Below are 17,072 nucleotides of genomic sequence, written 5' to 3' on the forward strand. Positions count from 1 at the left end.
TTAGTTGTTGCCGAAGAGGTTGCGATCGGCACCCGTGACAGGCGCCTGAGCAGCCGGTTCCGACTTCTTGGTCGAAGCGGTGTACGAATTGTCGACGGCAGCAGTGGCTGCAGCGGCATTCGAACCATAGTGATCGCTACCAGCGAAGGCGCTGCCGGAAATGGCCAGAAGGGCGGCGGCAGTGAGAACAATCTTTTTCATTTTTGGTACTCCAGTATTTTCCCGTCCGTCTAGCGGCGTGTCTTGGGATTAAAATCGCGTCGTTCGGACAGCCCCGATGTGGGAAAGCCATGTGGCCGTTTCCAATCACGAAGTTGTTCCGTGTGGACCAAGAATCCACCACTTGAAATTGTACCAAGGCATTCCACTGCAAACATTTTTCTTTTTGATATCAATCGATTAGATAAAACCAGCAATACGATCACCTGATGTATCGAAGGCTCAGCGTTCACAGCGTGCTGTACGCACCGTCAACAGAAACGAACCGTTCGGTTCGATTTTAGAATCTGCTAATAGTCACTTTTCGAAACCGTTAACCCTTTTTGCTTCGGTTCCGGGGCGATTTCGATAGCCGGCATCGTCGTCACCGAGACGCGTTTCGTGGCCGTTCTTCCTGACTCGATCGTTGCTGAAGCGTGTCGCGCCACATGGATGCGATGTCGCTTTCATGCCGATGTCGCATGCGCTGTCGTGATTAGATCATGGCCATCTCAGGTGCCGCTTCGTGACGACGGGGCGGAGAATTGGGAAGCCGGTCAAAGTCCGGCGCTGCCCCCGCAACGGTGGTGGAGTTCAAGTCGCAACGGGAGACCACTGGGCGAAAGCCTGGGAAGGTGTCGCGACCGTCCGAAAGGACACTCCAGAGCCCGGAAACCAGCCCGAGATTTTTGAACTCGACTGATCGCGGTGGGCGGTCAAGAGGTGGATAGTGCATGACCGGCGCTTCGCCGGGACTGCATCCGATCCTTCCTCCATCACCACCATAGTCAGTCCTTAAACACGAGGACAGGACATGGATGTGCGCAACGATATGCTGAGGCTCTTGAGCAGCCGCAGAGAGGGTTTCTCGCTCGAGCAGCCTTTCTACACCGACCCGGACTATTTCAAGCTCGACATGGAGCTGATCTGGTACCGCGACTGGCTTTTCATCGGCCATGATTGCGAATTGCCCAAGCCCGGCAGCTTCATCACCGTACAGATCGGCGACTACCCGGTCGTGCTGGTGCGCGATCAGCAGGGCAAGATCAACGCCTTCCACAATTCCTGCCGCCATCGCGGCAGCAGGGTCTGCAACACGGACAAGGGCACGGCCGCCAAACTGGTCTGTCCCTATCACCAGTGGACCTATGAGCTCGACGGTCGCCTCCTGTTTGCCCGCCAGATGGCCGACGGCTTCGACAAGAGCCAGTTCGGGCTGAAGCCGGTCGCCTGCGAGAGCGTCGCCGGCTACATCTTCATCTGCCTGGCGAAGGATCCAGCCGACTTCGCCCCGATGCGGGCGATGATCGAACCCTATCTCAAGCCGCACCGACTCAGCGAGGCAAAGATCGCCTTCGAGAGCACCATCGTCGAAAAGGGCAATTGGAAGCTCGTCTGGGAAAACAACCGCGAGTGCTATCACTGCGCGGGCAATCACCCGGAGCTGTGCAAAACCTTCCCGGAAGCACCGACCGTGACCGGCGTGCAAGGCGCCGACAGCGATCCGGAGATGCTGGCGCACTGGGCCAAATGCGAAGCGGCCGGCCTGCCGAGCAAGTTCCGCATCGACCCGGCGGGGCAATACCGCGCCACCCGGGCGCCGCTGCTGCGCGATGCGGTCAGCTACACGATGAACGGCAAGCGGGCGGTGAAGAAGAACCTCTCCGACAGCGTCTCGGCCGACCGTATCGGCACATTGATGCACTATCACTACCCGACGACCTGGAATCATATCCTCATCGACCATGCCGTCACCTTCCGCGTGCTACCGATCAGCGCCACCGAAACCGCCGTGACGACCAAATGGCTGGTGCATAAGGATGCGGTCGAGGGCGTCGATTACGATCTTGCCGAGCTCACCCATGTGTGGACCGAGACCAACGATCAGGACCGCCGCATCGTCGAGGAAAATGCCCTCGGCATCCTGTCGCCGGCCTATGAGCCCGGCCCCTATTCGGAGCTTCACGAGGGCGGCGTGATCCAGTTCGTCGACTGGTACGCCCGCTTCATCGGTCCGCGCCTCGCCGAAGGCGGCCGGCCGGCGTTGCGCAGCGTCGCCTGAGAGGTTGAGGGATGAATGCGATGACCGACCTTGGCCTCTATCGCCATCTCGATCAGATGGCCCCCTGGAACGACAGGCTGCAGGTGCTGGAAGTGATCGGCGTCAGCGACGAGGCGCCTGACGTCAAGACCTTCACTTTCCGATCCGACAACCAGACCTGGTTCCGCTACAAGCCGGGCCAGTTCGTGACGCTGGAGCTGCCTGCGCCGGACGGGCCGCTGATGCGCACCTATACGCTGTCCTCCTCGCCGTCGCGGCCCTTCTCGATCGCGGTCACGGTGAAGGCGCAGGCCGGCAGCATCGGCACGCGCTGGATGTTCGATCACCTCGTGCCCGGTTCGCACGTCAAGGCCTATGGGCCGAGCGGCGACTTTTCACTGCACAGCCATCCGGCGGCCAAATACCTGTTCATCTCGGCCGGTTCCGGCGTGACGCCGATGATGTCGATGCTGCGCTGGCTGAACGACTGCGCGCCATGGACCGATGTCGGCTTCGTCAATTGCGCGCGTCGCGCCGAAGAGATCATTTTCCGCAAGGAGCTCGAACTGCTCGGCAGTCATATGCCGGGCCTGTCGCTGGGCTTCATGATCGAGGAGCGGTCAAGCCGCGAGGGCTGGTATGGCCATATGGGGCGCATCGACGCCATCCGGCTGCCATTGCTGGCGCCCGATTTCCGTGAACGCGAGATCTTCTGCTGTGGTCCGGACCCTTTCATGCGCGCCGTGCGCGGCATGCTGGAAGCCGCCGGTTTCGACATGACGAAATACCACCAGGAAAGCTTTGCCGCACCTGCGGTGGAGGAAATCCCGGCGCCGTTCGCAACGCCGCCGCAGGATGGCGTGGCCGTTCCCGTCGAGGCCGCAACGCCGATCCGCTTCGCGCTTTCGGACGTCGACGCCGAATGCGTCGCCGGCCAGACCGTGCTGCAGACAGCGCGTGCCTCCGGCGTGCGGATACCCGCGGCCTGCGAATTCGGCCTTTGCGGAACCTGCAAGGTGAAGAAAGTCTCCGGTGCCGTCGAGATGAGCCACAATGGCGGCATCCTCGATCACGAGATCGACGACGGCTTCATCCTCGCCTGCTGCTCGAAGCCGCTATCGGCGCTCGAAATCGAGGCGTGATCCGCACGGGCCTCGATTGGCCCCCAGAAATGTCGGCGCCCTGCCGGCGCCGGTTGCCTTGCCAAGAAAGAACCGAGCGTTTACAGGCGTTGTCAGTGGAAGCGATCCCGCTGGCGGGCGGGAATTGTGAAGCGGGGGCAACAATGACGCATGATTGCGACACCTATGCGGTTGCGAGCAGGGACATCGTCTTCGAATCCTTCGATGGCGAGGCCGTGGTGCTCAACCTTGCGAATGGCAAGTATTTCGGCTTCTCCGATTCCGGCAGCAGGGTTTGGCAGGCGCTCTCGTCCGGGGTCAACACGCAAGCCCTGATCGGGCTGACCGCCGGTGGCTCGACACTGGGCGCGGCGGAACTCGAACACTTCATCTCGCAATTGCTCGAAATGGGGCTGCTGGTGCCTTCAGATCAGGTTGCACAAGCGCTGCCGGGCGAGCTATCGGCCGAGCTTGCCGCCACGAACGAACCGCTCAATGTGAGCATTCACGACGACCTCGCCGACCTGATCATCGTGGATCCCATCCACGAGGTCGAGGAACCCCTCGGCTGGCCGGCGGTCAAGCAGGCATCCTGAAGAGCGGCTGCGTCCGGGATAGAGGGCGCTGGATGCCGCGCGTCACGCTCGAAACCTTGCCGGATTACGCACGGTATCTCATCACCGCCGCGGAAGAAGCCGTTGCACATTATCCAGCCCCGCTGACGGTCCGCCTGCCCCAACTGGAGCTGACCGCGCATGTCGGTCCCGGTGTGCTCGCGGATGCGCTGGGCCACGCCTTTGTAGAGGCCCATGATGGCCTGACGGCACCGTCGGCATGCCGCATCTTCATCGCCCATCCCGGCATCGACGGCATCCCCGAGCCGGCACGCTGGGGCGACGCGCATTTCACCGAATATGGCTTTGCCGAACGGCTCGCCGAGGCCGGGCTGCGCGGCCACTATTTTCACGATCTGGATTTCTGGCAGGTCTACGATCCTGAGCGCCGCATTGGCGTGCAACTGATGGCGTCGGCCGATGCCTTCCCGCCCTGGGAGCCGACAGCGCCGCTGCGGGCCTTCCTGCATTGGGAATATGCGGCGCGCGGCATGCGGCTGACCCATGCCGGCACGCTCGGTGCCAATGGCAAGGGCGTGCTGCTTGCCGGCGCGGGGGGCGCCGGCAAATCCGGCACCGTCGCCGCCGGCCTGCTTAACGGGCTCGACAGCGTCGGCGATGACTATGTGCTGATCGATCTCGCAGGTGGCGTAACCGCGAGGCCTCTGTTTTCGACGCTGAAGCAGGATGCGCGCGGTTTCGCGCGACTGGGCCTGAAGCAGCGGCTGGGGGTCGAGAGCCCCTTGAACTGGCAGGGCAAGCACACTTTTCACATTGTCGACATAGCACCCCGGCCGGTACCCCCGGCGCTGGACATCGTTGCGCTGGTGGTGCCACATATCGGCGGTGGCGAGGCGAGTTCGATCGTGCCGGTGTCGCGGCGAGACGCCATGATAGCGCTGGCGCCGTCGGGCATCATGCAGATGCCGGGGGAACGCGAAAGCGGCTTTCGTTTCTTCGGCGATCTCACTCGCCTGCTGCCAAGCTACCGTCTGTCCTTGGGAACGCATCCCGAGGAGATCGCCGGCACCATTGCGGATTTTCTAACGCGAGTTGCTTCGTGAAGTTGAGCGTGATCATGCCTGTCTACAACCGCGAACGTTATGTCGTTTCGGCATTGCGCTCGCTGGTGCGCCAGCGCGACGCCGCCGATCTCGACATCATCGTCATCGATGACGGCTCGACCGACGGTTCGGCGGAGGCCGTGCGCTCGATGATGGGCGAGAACCCCTGCATCCGCCTGTTCCGGCAAGAGAACATGGGTGTCGCCAGAACGCGCAATGCCGGGCTGAGGCAGTTGCCAGCGGACGCCGAGTTCGTTTCGTTCCTGGATTCCGACGACATCTCGCTGGCCGGGCGCTTCAAGACCGATCTTGCGCGTTTCGGCGCCAACCCCGGCTTGGAGTTGACCTATTCGTTGATGACACTGGTCGACCGGATTGACGATGAGAGGCTGGAGCCTGCGGTCGACAGCCGCACCATGACGCTGCGGGGAATTTCGCTGAGCACCGCCCTGTTCCGCAGAAGGCTAGTCGAGCGAACGGGCCAATTCGACGAGGAGTTCGAACAGGCCGAGGACACCGACTATCTGCTGCGGGTTTTCGAAACGGGTCCGAGCTATGAGTTGCTGGACACTGTTGCGATCTACTACCGGCGCCACGCCGGGAATGCCACCAGGGAACATGACGTCCGGGTCCGCAACCATTTGCGTGTAGTCCACAAGTCGATGCGACGGCGCAAGGCCGATCCGTCGCTGCGCGAGGTTCAGGGTATTTTCGAACTGAAGAGCCCATCTGCTGACTGGCGGATGATGTGATGCCGCACGTAATCGGATCGGATCTCGAACAGGCTTGGAGCGGCCTATGAGGCTGAGCGTGATCATGCCGGTCCATAACCGTGAGACCCTTGTAGGTCCGGCGCTACGGTCGCTGCTCAGGCAGCGTGACGCCGCCGATCTCGACATCATCGTCATCGATGACGGTTCGACCGATGGATCGGCCGAAGTGGTGCGCTCGTTGATGGCGGAGAGCCCTTGCATCCGCCTGTTTCAACAGCCCAATATGGGTGTGACCCGGACGCGCAACACCGGACTGGGATTGCTCGAGCCGGAGACCGACCTTGTCTCCTTTCTCGATTCGGACGACATTTCGCCGGTCCGACGCTTTGCAGCCGATATCGAACTCTTCCGCAATGATCCGGGTCTGGATCTCACCTATTCAAGGATGATGCTGGTCGACAAGATCGACGATGAGCGCCTGGAGCCCGCCGCTGACAGTCGCAGCATCACGGTTCGCGGCATCCATTTGTCGTCGGCGATCTTCACGCGCCGGCTTGTCGAGCGCATCGGTGTCTTCGACGAAGCCTTCAATCAGGCGGAGGATACCGACTACCTGCTGCGCACCTTCGAAAGCGGACCAAGATATGTCACGCCGGAGACCGTGGCCCTCTACTACAGACGCCATCCCGGCAACATGACCCGGCAGACCGACGTCCAGTCCCGCGAATTCATGCGTGCTATCTATAAGTCGATGACCCGCCGCAAGGCAGATCCGACCTTGCGGCGGATCGAAGGCATCTTCGAACTCAAGGATCTCACTGACTGGCAGTTCATGTGATGAATGAATACGGCGTCGTCATACCGGCCTTCAACGCAAGCGGCACGATTGCCGACACCTTGCTCTCGGTCGCGGCGCAGACGGTGCTGCCTGAACTGGTGGTGATCGTCGACGATGGTTCGACCGACGATCTCGCTTCGGCGATCAGCGGAACGGAGTTGCCGGTGCGCCTGTTTCGCCAGGCAAATGCCGGGCCCGGCAGCGCCACGACCAGGGGCATCGCGGCGCTGTCGACGCCGCTCATCGCGACGCTCGATGCGGACGACCTCTGGCTGCCGGACAAGATCGAGAGGCAGCTCGCGCATCTGGAGAGATTTCCCACGACATCGGGGGTTTTCTGTCACTGGCAGAATTTCCGCAACGACCGGCCCGACGCGCCAGAGGCCGAGGCGGTGCCCGGCTGGTCGCGCACCACCATGATGATCCGCCGTGAGGTCGCCGAGACGATTGGGCCAATCGTCGATCCGCCGGGCGGCCGTGGCGAAATGATCGACTGGATCGCCCGGGTGCGCGAAGCGGGCCTTGCCCTCGACATGCTGGACGAGGTGCTGGCACGGCGCCGCATTCGGCCTGGCAGTCTGTCCTACGGGCGCGATCCGGCACGCGATCGCGGCTATCTCCAGGTCGCGCGGCTCGCCATGCTGCGGCGGGCGCGGAACAAGGCCGGCTCGGGCTGATGGCTGATATCCGCCGTATCGAGCGACGCTTCCCGGACTATGGCTGGTCATGGCCTACGGGTGGGCTCGATCAATTGCTCAAGGCAGCGCTCCTTGCCGACGAGGATGCCGCTGCCGCCTGCGCCGCACGCTGGCTGGACGAGAACGATATCGATCTCGTCTCGTTCCGCGAGCACCGGCTGCTGGCCGCGATCTCCGACAGGTTCGGCAGGAAGCTCGCCGGTCATTCCGCTTATCCGCGCCTCGTCGGCCTGCAGAAGATGCTTTGGACCAAATCGCGCATAGCCATGCGGGAGGCCGAGCCGGCGCTGAAGGCGATGGCGGATGCGGGATGCCAGGTGATGCTGATCAAGGGCGCCAGCCGCATTGCCTTGAACGCATCGGCACAGCGCGGCAGGGTGGCGCACGACATCGACATATTGGTGCGGCCGCAGGACATGCAGACGGCCTTCGACGTGCTGCGCGACGGCGACTGGCAGATCGCCACCGGCGTCAGCCCGCAATATCTGCGGACAAGACTGGCGTCGCTGCGCTCGATGAATTTCTTCAAGGGCAATCTCGGCGACATCGACCTGCACCAGCTCGCCTATGACGGCTCGCAACGGAGCGAGGAAGATGACCTGGCCATCTGGCAACGGGCCGATAGCGCCGAATTCAGCGGCGTCGGCGTGCTGGTGCCGTCGCCGGCCGACCGCATCGCGCTTGCCATCGCGCATGGCGGCCTCGACGCCCACACCCACAGCGACTGGCTGGTCGATTGCGCGGTGGCCATTCGCGGCGGCGACGTCGACTGGGACGTGTTCCTCGATGTTGTCGCCAGGCGCGGCCTTGCCGTTGCAGCGGCGGTGGCGCTCTCCTATCTGACGCTTGAAACAGGCGTGACGACGCCGGACCGGGTGCTGGCGGGTGTGCTTGACATGGCCGACCGCTCCGGCCTCTCGCGCTGGTCGGCCGTGCTGCAGGCCAAGCCGCGGACCGATTTCGGCAGGCTGGTTTGGCTGTCGCGCGGCCTTGCCAAGCAGTTGCGGCTGAGGCGCAAGAGCGGCAGGCTGCGCCAGGAGCCGCCAGCCAAGGCCTGGCGCGGCAAGCCAGCCCGCAGCGAGCCGTCGGAAACGGCGCCGCCGTCGGTCTTCTCACAGACCATACCTTGCCCGCGAACGGTGGGCGAGATGATGCTGGACATCATGGTCAGGGTCAGCGTTCCACCGGTCCGCCGCCGCATCGAATTGGAGATCAATGCCGACGACCACCATGTTGCGCGCCTGCGCGCCATGGCCATCAGCCGGTCGGGGAGGGAACGGGTGCTGCATTTTCGCGGCAAGGTGACGCTTGATGGCGAAAGGCATGCCCTGACGCTGGAAGCGCGGCCATCGCGGCAATTCCGCCAATGGGACGACGCGGCGACCGTCGCCGCTTATGGCGCACTGCCCTTCCACCTGATCTCGGCGACGTTCTCGCCAATTGGCTGAAATGGAAGTCGGAACGAGTGGTCGACGGCCCGGTTAACCGCGCTTTAGGCAATCGAAGCTAATTTTAGAGGCGAATTTCAGCGGATTTCGGGAGCAGCCGGTGATCGATGCGAGCATTGCCGCAGGGCACGCGGCTTTGGCATCGGTGCTGATGCCGATCTCGAACGTCATCGTCCTCCGAAAAGTCGCCATCCTGGTAGCTGCCCGATGATCATGGGAACCTGCCGAGCCCGAAAAGCAGCGTCGTGGAGAAATGCACGGTGACCGCTTTCCAGAATCAGACCTTGTCCAATGCCGTTAGTCTCGCCGAGCGCAAAGAGCAACCGCGTACCATGGTTCTTTGCCTGCTCATCCTTGCGGCGGCCGTGCCCTGGCAATTGCGGTGGGGGGTAATACCCGATACGAGTTGGATCATCACGATGTGCGAGCGAATGCTCGCAGGCATGCGCCTTTACGTTGATCTCTTCGAGGTCAATCCGCCCTTCACACCTTGGATGTTCCTACCCGCCGTGGCGTTGGCTCACACCCTTGGCCTGTCGCCGGAGGTCATGATCCATATCTATGCCTATGCGATCTGCCTTCTCGGGCTGGGCTTCTCGGCACTGATCGTCAGGGCGGCCGGATTTGCCGAGAACCGGGCGCTGCTCTCGATGCTGCCCTTGTTCCTGGCCCTGCTGGTGATCTTTCCCGGCAACGCCTTCAGCGAGCGCGAACACCTAGGCGTTGCACTGCTTTTGCCATTGCTGGTGCTGATGGCATGGCGTGCGGCGCCGACCGATGAGCGCGCGCCCGGCCCGCTGGTGGTGGTGCTGGCCGGACTTTGCGGCAGCGTCCTGGTGCTGGTAAAGCCCCATTACGCTCTGGTGGTCCTCGTCCCGGCGATTTACGTGGCATGGCGACGCCGCTCGATCTGGATGCTTTTCGCCATCGAATACTGGGTGATCGGTCTGGTTTGCCTTGGGTATCTCGTCGCGGTCCTTTATTTCTACCCGCAATTTCTCGACGTCATTTATCCGGTGCTGGCCGATACCTACATGCGGCTTCGAGTTTTGCAGCCGGTGCTGATTAAATATGGGCCAGCCTATCTGATCGCGCTCTACATGCTGCGCTTCCTTCGCCCGGACCTGCCCTTGTCGCCACTTGTAACTGTGTTCGTGTTGGCTTCGCTGGCAGCCACCGGACCTCTCATCTACCAGGCCAAGGGCTGGCCTTACCATGCATTCCCAGCACTCTGCCTGATGGCGGCGGCGCTGCTGCTGAGGGCGACACAGAGTGATCCGACCGGACAGTCCCCAGCCGGAATGGCGATGGGTACCCCGCGCAAGTTGCTGCTGGCCGCGACGATTGTGGCCAACGCAATTCCTTTCCTTCCAACCCAGAAGCCTAGCGCCGAACTCATCGCCACGATCAATGACGCGGTTGAGCATCCAACAGTCGCGCTAATCGGCTCCGACATCGCCGCAGGCCATCCGCTGACGCGGATGGTCGGCGGGAACTGGATCTCGACCTACTGCAGCGACTGGCTCGGGACATTCGCTACCTACTTTTCGCAGGTCGAGGCGCAGAGCGGCAATCAGGCGGACGCTCAACACTACACGCGGATCGCAGACCGCTACATTGATGGCAAGCTCGCTGAATTGGAAACCGCCAGGCCATCGCTGGTCGTCGTGCAGAAAGGCGACGCAATGTGGACGGCAAAACTGTTCGCTCGGCCGGAGATCGTCCGCTTCATGCAGAATTACCACCAGATCGCGGAGGACGATACGGTCAAGGTGCTGCTTCGCAACGGCACTGGCGCCTCGCCGTGAACGTCCCCGTCAAACCGGCTTCGTCACCCGCCGCAGCGTCAGATTGATCCTGCCGCCGTTCTTCAGCAACGCCGAGGTCGAGGGATAGATGCGGTCGACGCCGTGGAAGCAGAGGCGCCCCTCGCCGCCGAGCACGACGACATCACCGCTTTTCAGCCTGAACGACTTGGTCGCGCCCTCGCGCGTCGTCTGACCGACCCTGAACAGGCAATCGTCGCCCAGCGAGACGGAGACGACGGGTGCCGAGAAATCGGCCTCGTCGCGGTCCTGGTGCAGGCCCATCTTCGCGTCCACCGTGTAGAAATTGATCAGGCAGGCCTCCGGCGGATTTGGATAGCCCGACACTTGCCGCCAAAGGTCGAGCAGGCCCTCCGGGATCGGCGGCCATGGTTCCCCGGTCAACGGATGCGTCGGCTGGTAGCGATAGCCTCGCTCCTTGTCGGTGACCCAGCCGAGCGTGCCGCAATTGGTCATGCGCACGCTCATCTCCTTGCCGGTGCGCGGCATCGCCGGCACGTAAAGCGGAGCCTGCTGGACGATGCTTCTCACCGCCTCGACAAGCGCCTCCTGAACAGTGCGCGGCAGATAGGCCGGCATGTGGCGGACTCCCTTGGGCAGAACGAGCATGGATTTGCGCACCTCGAGATGGTTCGAGCCGACAGGATGCCACCATCAAGGAAAGACGGCGACCCGAAAGCGGCCCCCGATCTCGTCGCGGCTATTGATGTGGGGATTCACGAAAGTGTCTGCGCGGAGCGCAACTGGTAAAATCGAAAACGCCGCGCGTCCTTTCGGATGCGCGGCGCTTGACTTCGCCGTATCGAAACGGCGCGATCTGGTTACTAAGTCAGGGGATGCGCAGCACCTGACCTGGATAGATCTTGTCCGGGTGGGTCAGCATCGGCCTGTTGGCCTCGAAGATGGCCGTATTCTTGACGCCCTGGCCCTTGCCATAGCTTTTCTCGGCGATCTTCCAGAGGTTGTCACCCTTCTGAACGGTGTAGAAAGTCGGTTCCTTGGCCGGCGCAGCTGCCTTCCCGGCATCCGGCGCGACCTGCAATTCGTCGGCCTGCACCTTGGAGACACCCAGCGTGTTGCCGACGGCAATCACCGCCTTTTCGAAGATCGACTGGTCCTTGACCACGCCCTTCAGCACCGCCGTGTCACCCTGGACGACGACTTGCACGCCATCGGTGCCGAGCTTGTGCGAATCGAGTTCCTTCTTGAGCGTGTCGGCAGTGGGTGCGGCTTCCTCGTCGCCGCCGATGCCTAGCTTCTTGCCGACGCTTTTGACGAAATCGAACATGCCCATCTTTAGTCTCCCTTGCTGTGGCAATGGCGAAACCTTGCATCTGAGGCGTCAAATGGAAAGCCATTTTATGCACGCGGCTGGTGTGGAGCTTAATCGTTCTCCACCCGGCCGCGCAGCTTCTTGATCGTGCCGCGCCCGGCCTTGCTTTTCAGCCGCCGTTCCACCGCGCCTTTCGAGGGGCGCGTCTTCTTGCGCGGCGGCGGTGGCGGCTCCGCGGCCTTGGCCACCAGTGCCGCCAGCCTCGCCCTTGCATCGGCGCGATTCTGCTCCTGGGTACGGAAGCGCCCGGCCTCGATGACGATGACGCCGTCCTTGGTGGCGCGCTGACCGGCAAGCTTGATCGTGCGTGCGCGCACGCGCTCCGAGAGGCCGGCCGCGTTGGCCGCGTCAAAGCGCAGTTGTACGGCCGTCGCCACCTTGTTGACGTTCTGGCCGCCGGGACCGGACGAGCGGATGAAATCCTCGTGCAGGTCGCCCGGATGGATCACGGCTTCGTCTGATATGATGATGTTGTCATCGATCGGCATGCCGCAGTCATGGCGCGGTGGACCGAAAAAGAAAAGGCCCGATCGAAACCGGGCCTTCACTGGTGCCTAGCAGCAATGATGCCAAGCGATCTGACGACTACTCCGCCGCTTCCTGCATGCGGGGCGCCGCCCCCACGACGGTTGCATCGACATGCGGCTCGAATTTCTCGAAGTTGACCGCGAACATCCCGACCAGTCTTGCCGCCTGACGGTCATAGGCAGCCTTGTCGGCCCAGGTCGAGCGCGGATCGAGAATTGAGCTGTCAACGCCAGGCACGGCCACCGGCACCTCGAAGCCGAAATTGGCGTCGGTGCGGAACGCGCCGGTCTTCAGCGAGCCGTCGAGCGCGGCGGCAAGCAGAGCGCGCGTCGCCTTGATCGGCATGCGCTTGCCGGTGCCATAGGCGCCGCCGGTCCAGCCGGTGTTGACCAGCCAGCAATCGGCGTCATGGCTGGCGATGAGCGCGCGCAGCAGGTTGCCGTATTCCGACGGATGGCGCGGCATGAACGGCGCGCCGAAACAGGTCGAGAACGTCGCCTCGGGCTCGGTGACGCCCTTTTCGGTTCCGGCCACCTTGGCCGTGTAACCGGAGAGGAAATGATACATCGCCTGCGCCGGGGTCAGCCGCGCGATCGGCGGCATCACGCCGAAGGCATCGGCGGTCAGCATGATGATGTTCCTGGGATGATTGGCGCGCCCGGTCTTCGAGGCGTTGGGGATGAAGTCGAGCGGGTAGGCACAGCGGGTGTTTTCGGTGAGGCGGCCGTCATTGAAGTCGGGCACGCCGTCGGCGTCGAGCACGACATTTTCCAGCACGGTGCCGAAGCGCTGCGTGGTGGCGAAGATCTCCGGTTCGGCTTCCGCCGACAGCTTGATGGTCTTGGCGTAGCAGCCGCCCTCGAAGTTGAAGATGCCATGCGGACCCCAGCCATGCTCGTCGTCGCCGATCAGCGTGCGCGATGGATCGGCAGAGAGCGTCGTCTTGCCGGTTCCGGACAGCCCGAAGAATATGGCGGCGTCGCCGGCCGGTCCCTCATTGGCCGAGCAGTGCATCGGCATCACGCCCTTCTGCGGCAACAGGTAGTTGAGCATGGTGAACACCGACTTCTTCATCTCGCCGGCATAGGAGGTGCCGCCGATCAGCACGATCTTGCGGCTGAGGTCGACGGCGATCACCGTCTCGGTGCGGCTGCCGTGGCGGGCGGGATCGGCGCGGAAGGACGGCAGGTCGATGATCGTCATCTCAGGCACGAACTGTTCGAGTTCGGCGCTATCCGGACGGATGAGCAGATTGCGGATGAACAGCGAGTGCCAGGCGAATTCGGTGATCACTCTGGTGGGGAGCTTCAGCTCCGCGTCGGCGCCGCCGACCAGATCCTGCACGTAAAGATCCTTGTCCGCGGCGTGGGCCTGGAAATCGGCAAGCAGCGTCTCGAACTGGGCCGGAGAGATCGCCTTGTTGTTGTCCCACCAGACATGCGGCTCGGTGGCTGCGTCGCGGACGACGAATTTGTCCTTGGGCGAACGGCCTGTGTGCTGGCCGGTCTCGGCGACCAGCGCGCCATGCGCGGTCAGCCGGGCCTCGCCGCGCCGGATCGAGTCCTCGTAAAGGGCGGCCGCCCCGAAATTGTAGCGCACCACGCCGGTGGTTTTCAGGCCGATACGATCGATCGCGCAAGCAGGATTGCGTTTGCCGACTTCCGACATTGGTGTCCCTTCTTCGATTTGCTGCGTCTTTGCCGGCGTATTTCCGGCACGCCCGCTGTCCGGGCTGAGATGGTCAGAACCAGAAAAGCCAAATGATATCAAATCATTAATCGATTTAAATATTTTGAAAGTTGTTTAAATCGTTTATATATGCAAAAAGTTTCACGGTTGCCCAAAGGATTGGCCGCGTTCGTTCGTCCAATCCATGTCGAGGTAGAATTGTGGCCTGCGGCACCCCGCGCGTGACAGCGGCCAAGGCCTATGCCACATTTTGTACCTAATTTGTCCTGCAAAAGCCCCTTCTCTACGAAAGAAGGGACAGCTCATGAGGGAGCCGCTTGAAATGGCAACAATCGCGCTTGTCGATGACGACCGCAACATTCTGACGTCGGTGTCGATCGCCCTTGAATCCGAGGGATATCGTGTCGAGACCTACACGGATGGTGCGTCCGCGCTGGAAGGCTTGGCGGCGCGTCCGCCGAATCTCGCCATCCTCGACATCAAGATGCCGCGTATGGACGGCATGGAGCTTTTGCGCCGGATGCGCCAGAAGTCCGACCTGCCGGTGATCTTCCTGACCTCCAAGGACGACGAGATCGATGAGTTGTTCGGCCTCAAGATGGGTGCCGATGATTTCATCCGCAAACCGTTCTCGCAACGTCTGCTTGTCGAGCGGGTGCGCGCCGTGCTGCGCCGTGCCAGCGCCCGCGAGGCTGCGGCAAAGGCGCCCAGCCAGCAGGCCCGCTCGCTCGAACGCGGCCAGCTCGTCATGGACCAGGAACGCCACACCTGCACCTGGAAAGGCGAACCGGTAACGCTCACCGTCACCGAATTCCTGATCCTGCATTCGCTGGCGCAGCGCCCCGGCGTCGTAAAAAGTCGTGATGCGCTGATGGATTCGGCTTATGATGAGCAGGTCTATGTCGATGACCGCACGATCGACAGCCACATCAAGCGGCTGCGCAAGAAGTTCAAGGCTGTCGACGACGACTTCGAAATGATCGAAACCCTTTACGGAGTCGGATACCGGTTCCGCGAAGCTTGAATAGGCAGTAGGCAGTAGGGAATAGTCGGTAGTCAGTTTTGAATGGTGCGAGCGGCCATCGCCGCGATCTCAGCCAACCATTTCTCTATTCCCTACTGCCTACTCACCACTCACTAACTAGGCAGGGCCTGCTATTCGATGGCAGTGGAAGCACAGCGAACAAGACCGGCGGGCGCTGCCAGGCGGCCGTCGCGCATCATGCCGTCCTTCGTGTCGAAGATTACCGTGCCGATGCGCCGCTTCCTCGGCCATCACATCTTCTCCAGCCTGACGCGGCGCATTCTGTTCCTCAACCTTGCCGGCCTGGCCGTCCTGGTCACCGGCATCCTCTACCTCAACACCTTCCGCGACGGGCTGATCGATGCCCGCGTCGAAAGCCTGATGACGCAGGGCGAGATCATCGCCGGCGCGATCGCGGCATCGGCGACGGTCGAGACCGATTCGATCAGCATCGACCCGGAAAAGCTGCTTGAGCTGCAGGCCGGCGAAAGCCTGGGGCCGGGCTCCGACCAGCTCGACAATCTGGATTTCCCGATCAATCCCGAACGTGTCGCGCCGGTGCTGCGGCGGTTGATCTCGCCGACCCGGACGCGGGCACGCATCTATGACCGCGACGCCAATCTGCTGCTCGATTCGCGCCATCTCTATTCGCGCGGCCAGATCCTGCGCTACGACCTGCCGCCGGTCGACGAGGAAGAGCCCGACCTTGTCGAGCGCATCCAGAAGTTCATCTTCGACTTCTTCCGCAACACCGACCTGCCGGTCTATCACGAACAGCCGGGCGGCAATGGCGCGGCCTTCCCGGAAGTGGTCAAGGCGCTGACCGGCAGCCCGTCGACCATCGTGCGCGTCTCGGAACAGGGCGAGCAGATCGTTTCGGTGGCGGTGCCGATCCAGCGCTTCCGCGCCGTTCTCGGCGTGCTGATGCTGTCGACCGAGGGCGGAGACATCGACAAGATCGTCGCCGCCGAGCGCAAGGCGATCCTGCGCGTCTTCGGCATCGCGGCACTCGTCACCGCCATCCTGTCGATGCTTTTGGCCTCGACCATCGCCAACCCTCTGCGCCGGCTGTCGGCGGCGGCGGTGCGGGTCAGGCGCGGCGTCAAGAGCCGCGAGGAGATCCCGGACTTTTCCGACCGGCAGGACGAGATCGGCAATCTGTCGGTCGCGGTGCGCGACATGACCAACGCGCTCTATGCCCGCATCGAGGCGATCGAAAGCTTCGCCGCCGACGTTTCCCATGAATTGAAGAACCCGCTGACGTCGCTGCGCAGCGCGGTGGAGACCCTGCCGCTGGCCAAGAACGACAATTCGCGCAGCCGGCTGATGGAGATCATCCAGCATGACGTCCGGCGGCTGGACCGGCTCATCACCGACATTTCCGACGCCTCCCGTCTCGACGCCGAACTCGCGCGCGAAGACGCGGGAACCGTGGACCTGAAGAAATTCGTCACCGATCTGGTCGCCGTGTCGCGCGAGGCCACCCGCAACAAGAAAGCGGTCGAGATCGAACTCAAGGTCGCCAAGTTGCCGCAGGGTGTCAAAGGCTATTTCGTCGTCGGCCACGATCTGCGTATCGGCCAGGTCATCACCAATTTGATCGAGAATGCGCGCTCCTTCGTTCCCGAGGACCACGGCCACATCAGCCTTTCGCTGGCGCGCGCCGGCAAGTTCAATATCCTCACCGTCGACGACAACGGTCCCGGCATCCGCGCCGACAACATCGACCGCATCTTCGAGCGCTTCTACACCGACCGGCCGGCCGGCGAGGCGTTCGGCCAGAATTCGGGCCTTGGCCTGTCGATCTCCAGGCAGATCGTCGAAGCCCATGGCGGCACGCTGACCGCCGAGAACATTCCCGGCACCAAGCCCGGCGAGATCAAGGGCGCGCGCTTCGTCGTGACGCTGCCGGCCGAAGCATGATCCCGAACCGAAGG

Annotated in this window: 16 protein-coding genes and 1 riboswitch; of the genes, 11 read left to right on the plus strand and 5 right to left on the minus strand. The window is 62.6% G+C overall.

What is annotated here, in order from left to right:
- A complete protein-coding gene (locus MesoLj_RS01970; protein ID WP_140770228.1) occupies positions 1-201 on the minus strand; it encodes a DUF680 domain-containing protein in 201 nt (66 codons plus the stop codon).
- Positions 202-695: 494 nt separating this feature from the next.
- Positions 696-896: riboswitch (cobalamin riboswitch) on the plus strand.
- A gap of 116 nt (positions 897-1,012) precedes the next feature.
- Between MesoLj_RS01970 and MesoLj_RS01975 the strand changes: the two genes are divergently transcribed.
- The 9 genes from MesoLj_RS01975 (at position 1,013) to MesoLj_RS02015 (ending at position 10,543) form a co-directional block, all read left to right on the plus strand.
- On the plus strand, positions 1,013-2,260 hold the full coding sequence (locus tag MesoLj_RS01975) for an aromatic ring-hydroxylating oxygenase subunit alpha (RefSeq protein ID WP_202324905.1): 1,248 nt from the start codon (positions 1,013-1,015) through the stop codon (positions 2,258-2,260).
- 20 nt (positions 2,261-2,280) lie between these two features.
- Positions 2,281-3,381 (plus strand): hybrid-cluster NAD(P)-dependent oxidoreductase, encoded by a 1,101-nt coding sequence (locus MesoLj_RS01980; protein ID WP_202324906.1) that lies wholly within the window; start codon positions 2,281-2,283, stop codon positions 3,379-3,381.
- The gene (locus MesoLj_RS01985) at positions 3,378-3,956 is read left to right on the plus strand and encodes a PqqD family protein (protein WP_244735270.1); all 579 of its coding nucleotides are present in this window, start codon (positions 3,378-3,380) and stop codon (positions 3,954-3,956) included. Before MesoLj_RS01980 ends, MesoLj_RS01985 begins: the two co-directional genes overlap by 4 nt.
- 32 nt (positions 3,957-3,988) lie before the next feature.
- The gene (locus MesoLj_RS01990; RefSeq protein ID WP_202324907.1) at positions 3,989-5,038 is read left to right on the plus strand and encodes a serine kinase; all 1,050 of its coding nucleotides are present in this window, start codon (positions 3,989-3,991) and stop codon (positions 5,036-5,038) included.
- Positions 5,035-5,790, plus strand: a complete 756-nt coding sequence (locus MesoLj_RS01995) for a glycosyltransferase family 2 protein (protein ID WP_202324908.1) — start codon at positions 5,035-5,037, stop codon at positions 5,788-5,790. Before MesoLj_RS01990 ends, MesoLj_RS01995 begins: the two co-directional genes overlap by 4 nt.
- Positions 5,791-5,836: 46 nt before the next feature.
- On the plus strand, positions 5,837-6,589 hold the full coding sequence (locus tag MesoLj_RS02000) for a glycosyltransferase family 2 protein (protein WP_202324909.1): 753 nt from the start codon (positions 5,837-5,839) through the stop codon (positions 6,587-6,589).
- Positions 6,589-7,266 (plus strand): glycosyltransferase family 2 protein, encoded by a 678-nt coding sequence (locus MesoLj_RS02005; protein WP_202324910.1) that lies wholly within the window; start codon positions 6,589-6,591, stop codon positions 7,264-7,266. The genes MesoLj_RS02000 and MesoLj_RS02005 overlap by 1 nt, the downstream gene beginning before the upstream one ends.
- Positions 7,266-8,735 carry a nucleotidyltransferase family protein gene (locus MesoLj_RS02010; RefSeq protein WP_202324911.1) on the plus strand — a complete coding sequence of 490 codons (1,470 nt, stop codon included), beginning with the start codon at positions 7,266-7,268 and terminating at the stop codon, positions 8,733-8,735. Before MesoLj_RS02005 ends, MesoLj_RS02010 begins: the two co-directional genes overlap by 1 nt.
- Positions 8,736-8,995: 260 nt before the next feature.
- On the plus strand, positions 8,996-10,543 hold the full coding sequence (locus tag MesoLj_RS02015) for a hypothetical protein (RefSeq protein WP_202324912.1): 1,548 nt from the start codon (positions 8,996-8,998) through the stop codon (positions 10,541-10,543).
- A gap of 9 nt (positions 10,544-10,552) precedes the next feature.
- Here the strand turns inward: MesoLj_RS02015 and MesoLj_RS02020 are convergent, their stop codons facing one another.
- From MesoLj_RS02020 to MesoLj_RS02035, 4 genes are all read right to left on the minus strand, one after another.
- Positions 10,553-11,170, minus strand: a complete 618-nt coding sequence (locus MesoLj_RS02020) for an alpha-ketoglutarate-dependent dioxygenase AlkB family protein (protein WP_202324913.1) — start codon at positions 11,168-11,170, stop codon at positions 10,553-10,555.
- Positions 11,171-11,390: 220 nt separating this feature from the next.
- Positions 11,391-11,855: a peptidoglycan-binding protein LysM gene (lysM, locus tag MesoLj_RS02025; RefSeq protein ID WP_140770246.1), complete on the minus strand. Its 465-nt coding sequence runs from the start codon at positions 11,853-11,855 to the stop codon at positions 11,391-11,393.
- Between the two features lie 89 nt (positions 11,856-11,944).
- Complete coding sequence (arfB, locus tag MesoLj_RS02030; RefSeq protein ID WP_140770248.1) at positions 11,945-12,382, minus strand: alternative ribosome rescue aminoacyl-tRNA hydrolase ArfB; 438 nt, start codon at positions 12,380-12,382, stop codon at positions 11,945-11,947.
- A 97-nt stretch (positions 12,383-12,479) separates the two neighbouring features.
- Positions 12,480-14,090 carry a phosphoenolpyruvate carboxykinase gene (locus MesoLj_RS02035; protein ID WP_202324914.1) on the minus strand — a complete coding sequence of 537 codons (1,611 nt, stop codon included), beginning with the start codon at positions 14,088-14,090 and terminating at the stop codon, positions 12,480-12,482.
- A 343-nt stretch (positions 14,091-14,433) separates the two neighbouring features.
- On the opposite strand from MesoLj_RS02035, the gene MesoLj_RS02040 reads away from it, so the two are divergent.
- Both MesoLj_RS02040 and MesoLj_RS02045 read left to right on the plus strand, forming a co-directional pair.
- On the plus strand, positions 14,434-15,135 hold the full coding sequence (locus tag MesoLj_RS02040) for a response regulator transcription factor (RefSeq protein WP_010912942.1): 702 nt from the start codon (positions 14,434-14,436) through the stop codon (positions 15,133-15,135).
- Positions 15,136-15,273: 138 nt separating this feature from the next.
- Positions 15,274-17,058: a sensor histidine kinase gene (locus MesoLj_RS02045; RefSeq protein WP_140770252.1), complete on the plus strand. Its 1,785-nt coding sequence runs from the start codon at positions 15,274-15,276 to the stop codon at positions 17,056-17,058.
- Positions 17,059-17,072: the final 14 nt, after the last annotated feature.

Origin of the sequence: Mesorhizobium sp. 113-3-9 (assembly GCF_016756515.1) — a bacterium.
Lineage (GTDB): Bacteria > Pseudomonadota > Alphaproteobacteria > Rhizobiales > Rhizobiaceae > Mesorhizobium.

What these genes read in the sequence shown, in the direction of transcription:
- MesoLj_RS01970 (WP_140770228.1), bottom strand. Translation starts at nt 201, where the DNA reads ATGAAAAAGATTGTTCTCACTGCCGCCGCCCTTCTGGCCATTTCCGGC.
- MesoLj_RS01975 (WP_202324905.1), top strand. Translation starts at nt 1,013, where the DNA reads ATGGATGTGCGCAACGATATGCTGAGGCTCTTGAGCAGCCGCAGAGAG.
- MesoLj_RS01980 (WP_202324906.1), top strand. Translation starts at nt 2,281, where the DNA reads ATGACCGACCTTGGCCTCTATCGCCATCTCGATCAGATGGCCCCCTGG.
- MesoLj_RS01990 (WP_202324907.1), top strand. Translation starts at nt 3,989, where the DNA reads ATGCCGCGCGTCACGCTCGAAACCTTGCCGGATTACGCACGGTATCTC.
- MesoLj_RS02000 (WP_202324909.1), top strand. Translation starts at nt 5,837, where the DNA reads ATGAGGCTGAGCGTGATCATGCCGGTCCATAACCGTGAGACCCTTGTA.
- MesoLj_RS02005 (WP_202324910.1), top strand. Translation starts at nt 6,589, where the DNA reads ATGAATGAATACGGCGTCGTCATACCGGCCTTCAACGCAAGCGGCACG.
- MesoLj_RS02010 (WP_202324911.1), top strand. Translation starts at nt 7,266, where the DNA reads ATGGCTGATATCCGCCGTATCGAGCGACGCTTCCCGGACTATGGCTGG.
- MesoLj_RS02020 (WP_202324913.1), bottom strand. Translation starts at nt 11,170, where the DNA reads ATGCTCGTTCTGCCCAAGGGAGTCCGCCACATGCCGGCCTATCTGCCG.
- lysM (WP_140770246.1), bottom strand. Translation starts at nt 11,855, where the DNA reads ATGGGCATGTTCGATTTCGTCAAAAGCGTCGGCAAGAAGCTAGGCATC.
- arfB (WP_140770248.1), bottom strand. Translation starts at nt 12,382, where the DNA reads ATGCCGATCGATGACAACATCATCATATCAGACGAAGCCGTGATCCAT.
- MesoLj_RS02035 (WP_202324914.1), bottom strand. Translation starts at nt 14,090, where the DNA reads ATGTCGGAAGTCGGCAAACGCAATCCTGCTTGCGCGATCGATCGTATC.
- MesoLj_RS02040 (WP_010912942.1), top strand. Translation starts at nt 14,434, where the DNA reads ATGGCAACAATCGCGCTTGTCGATGACGACCGCAACATTCTGACGTCG.
- MesoLj_RS02045 (WP_140770252.1), top strand. Translation starts at nt 15,274, where the DNA reads ATGGCAGTGGAAGCACAGCGAACAAGACCGGCGGGCGCTGCCAGGCGG.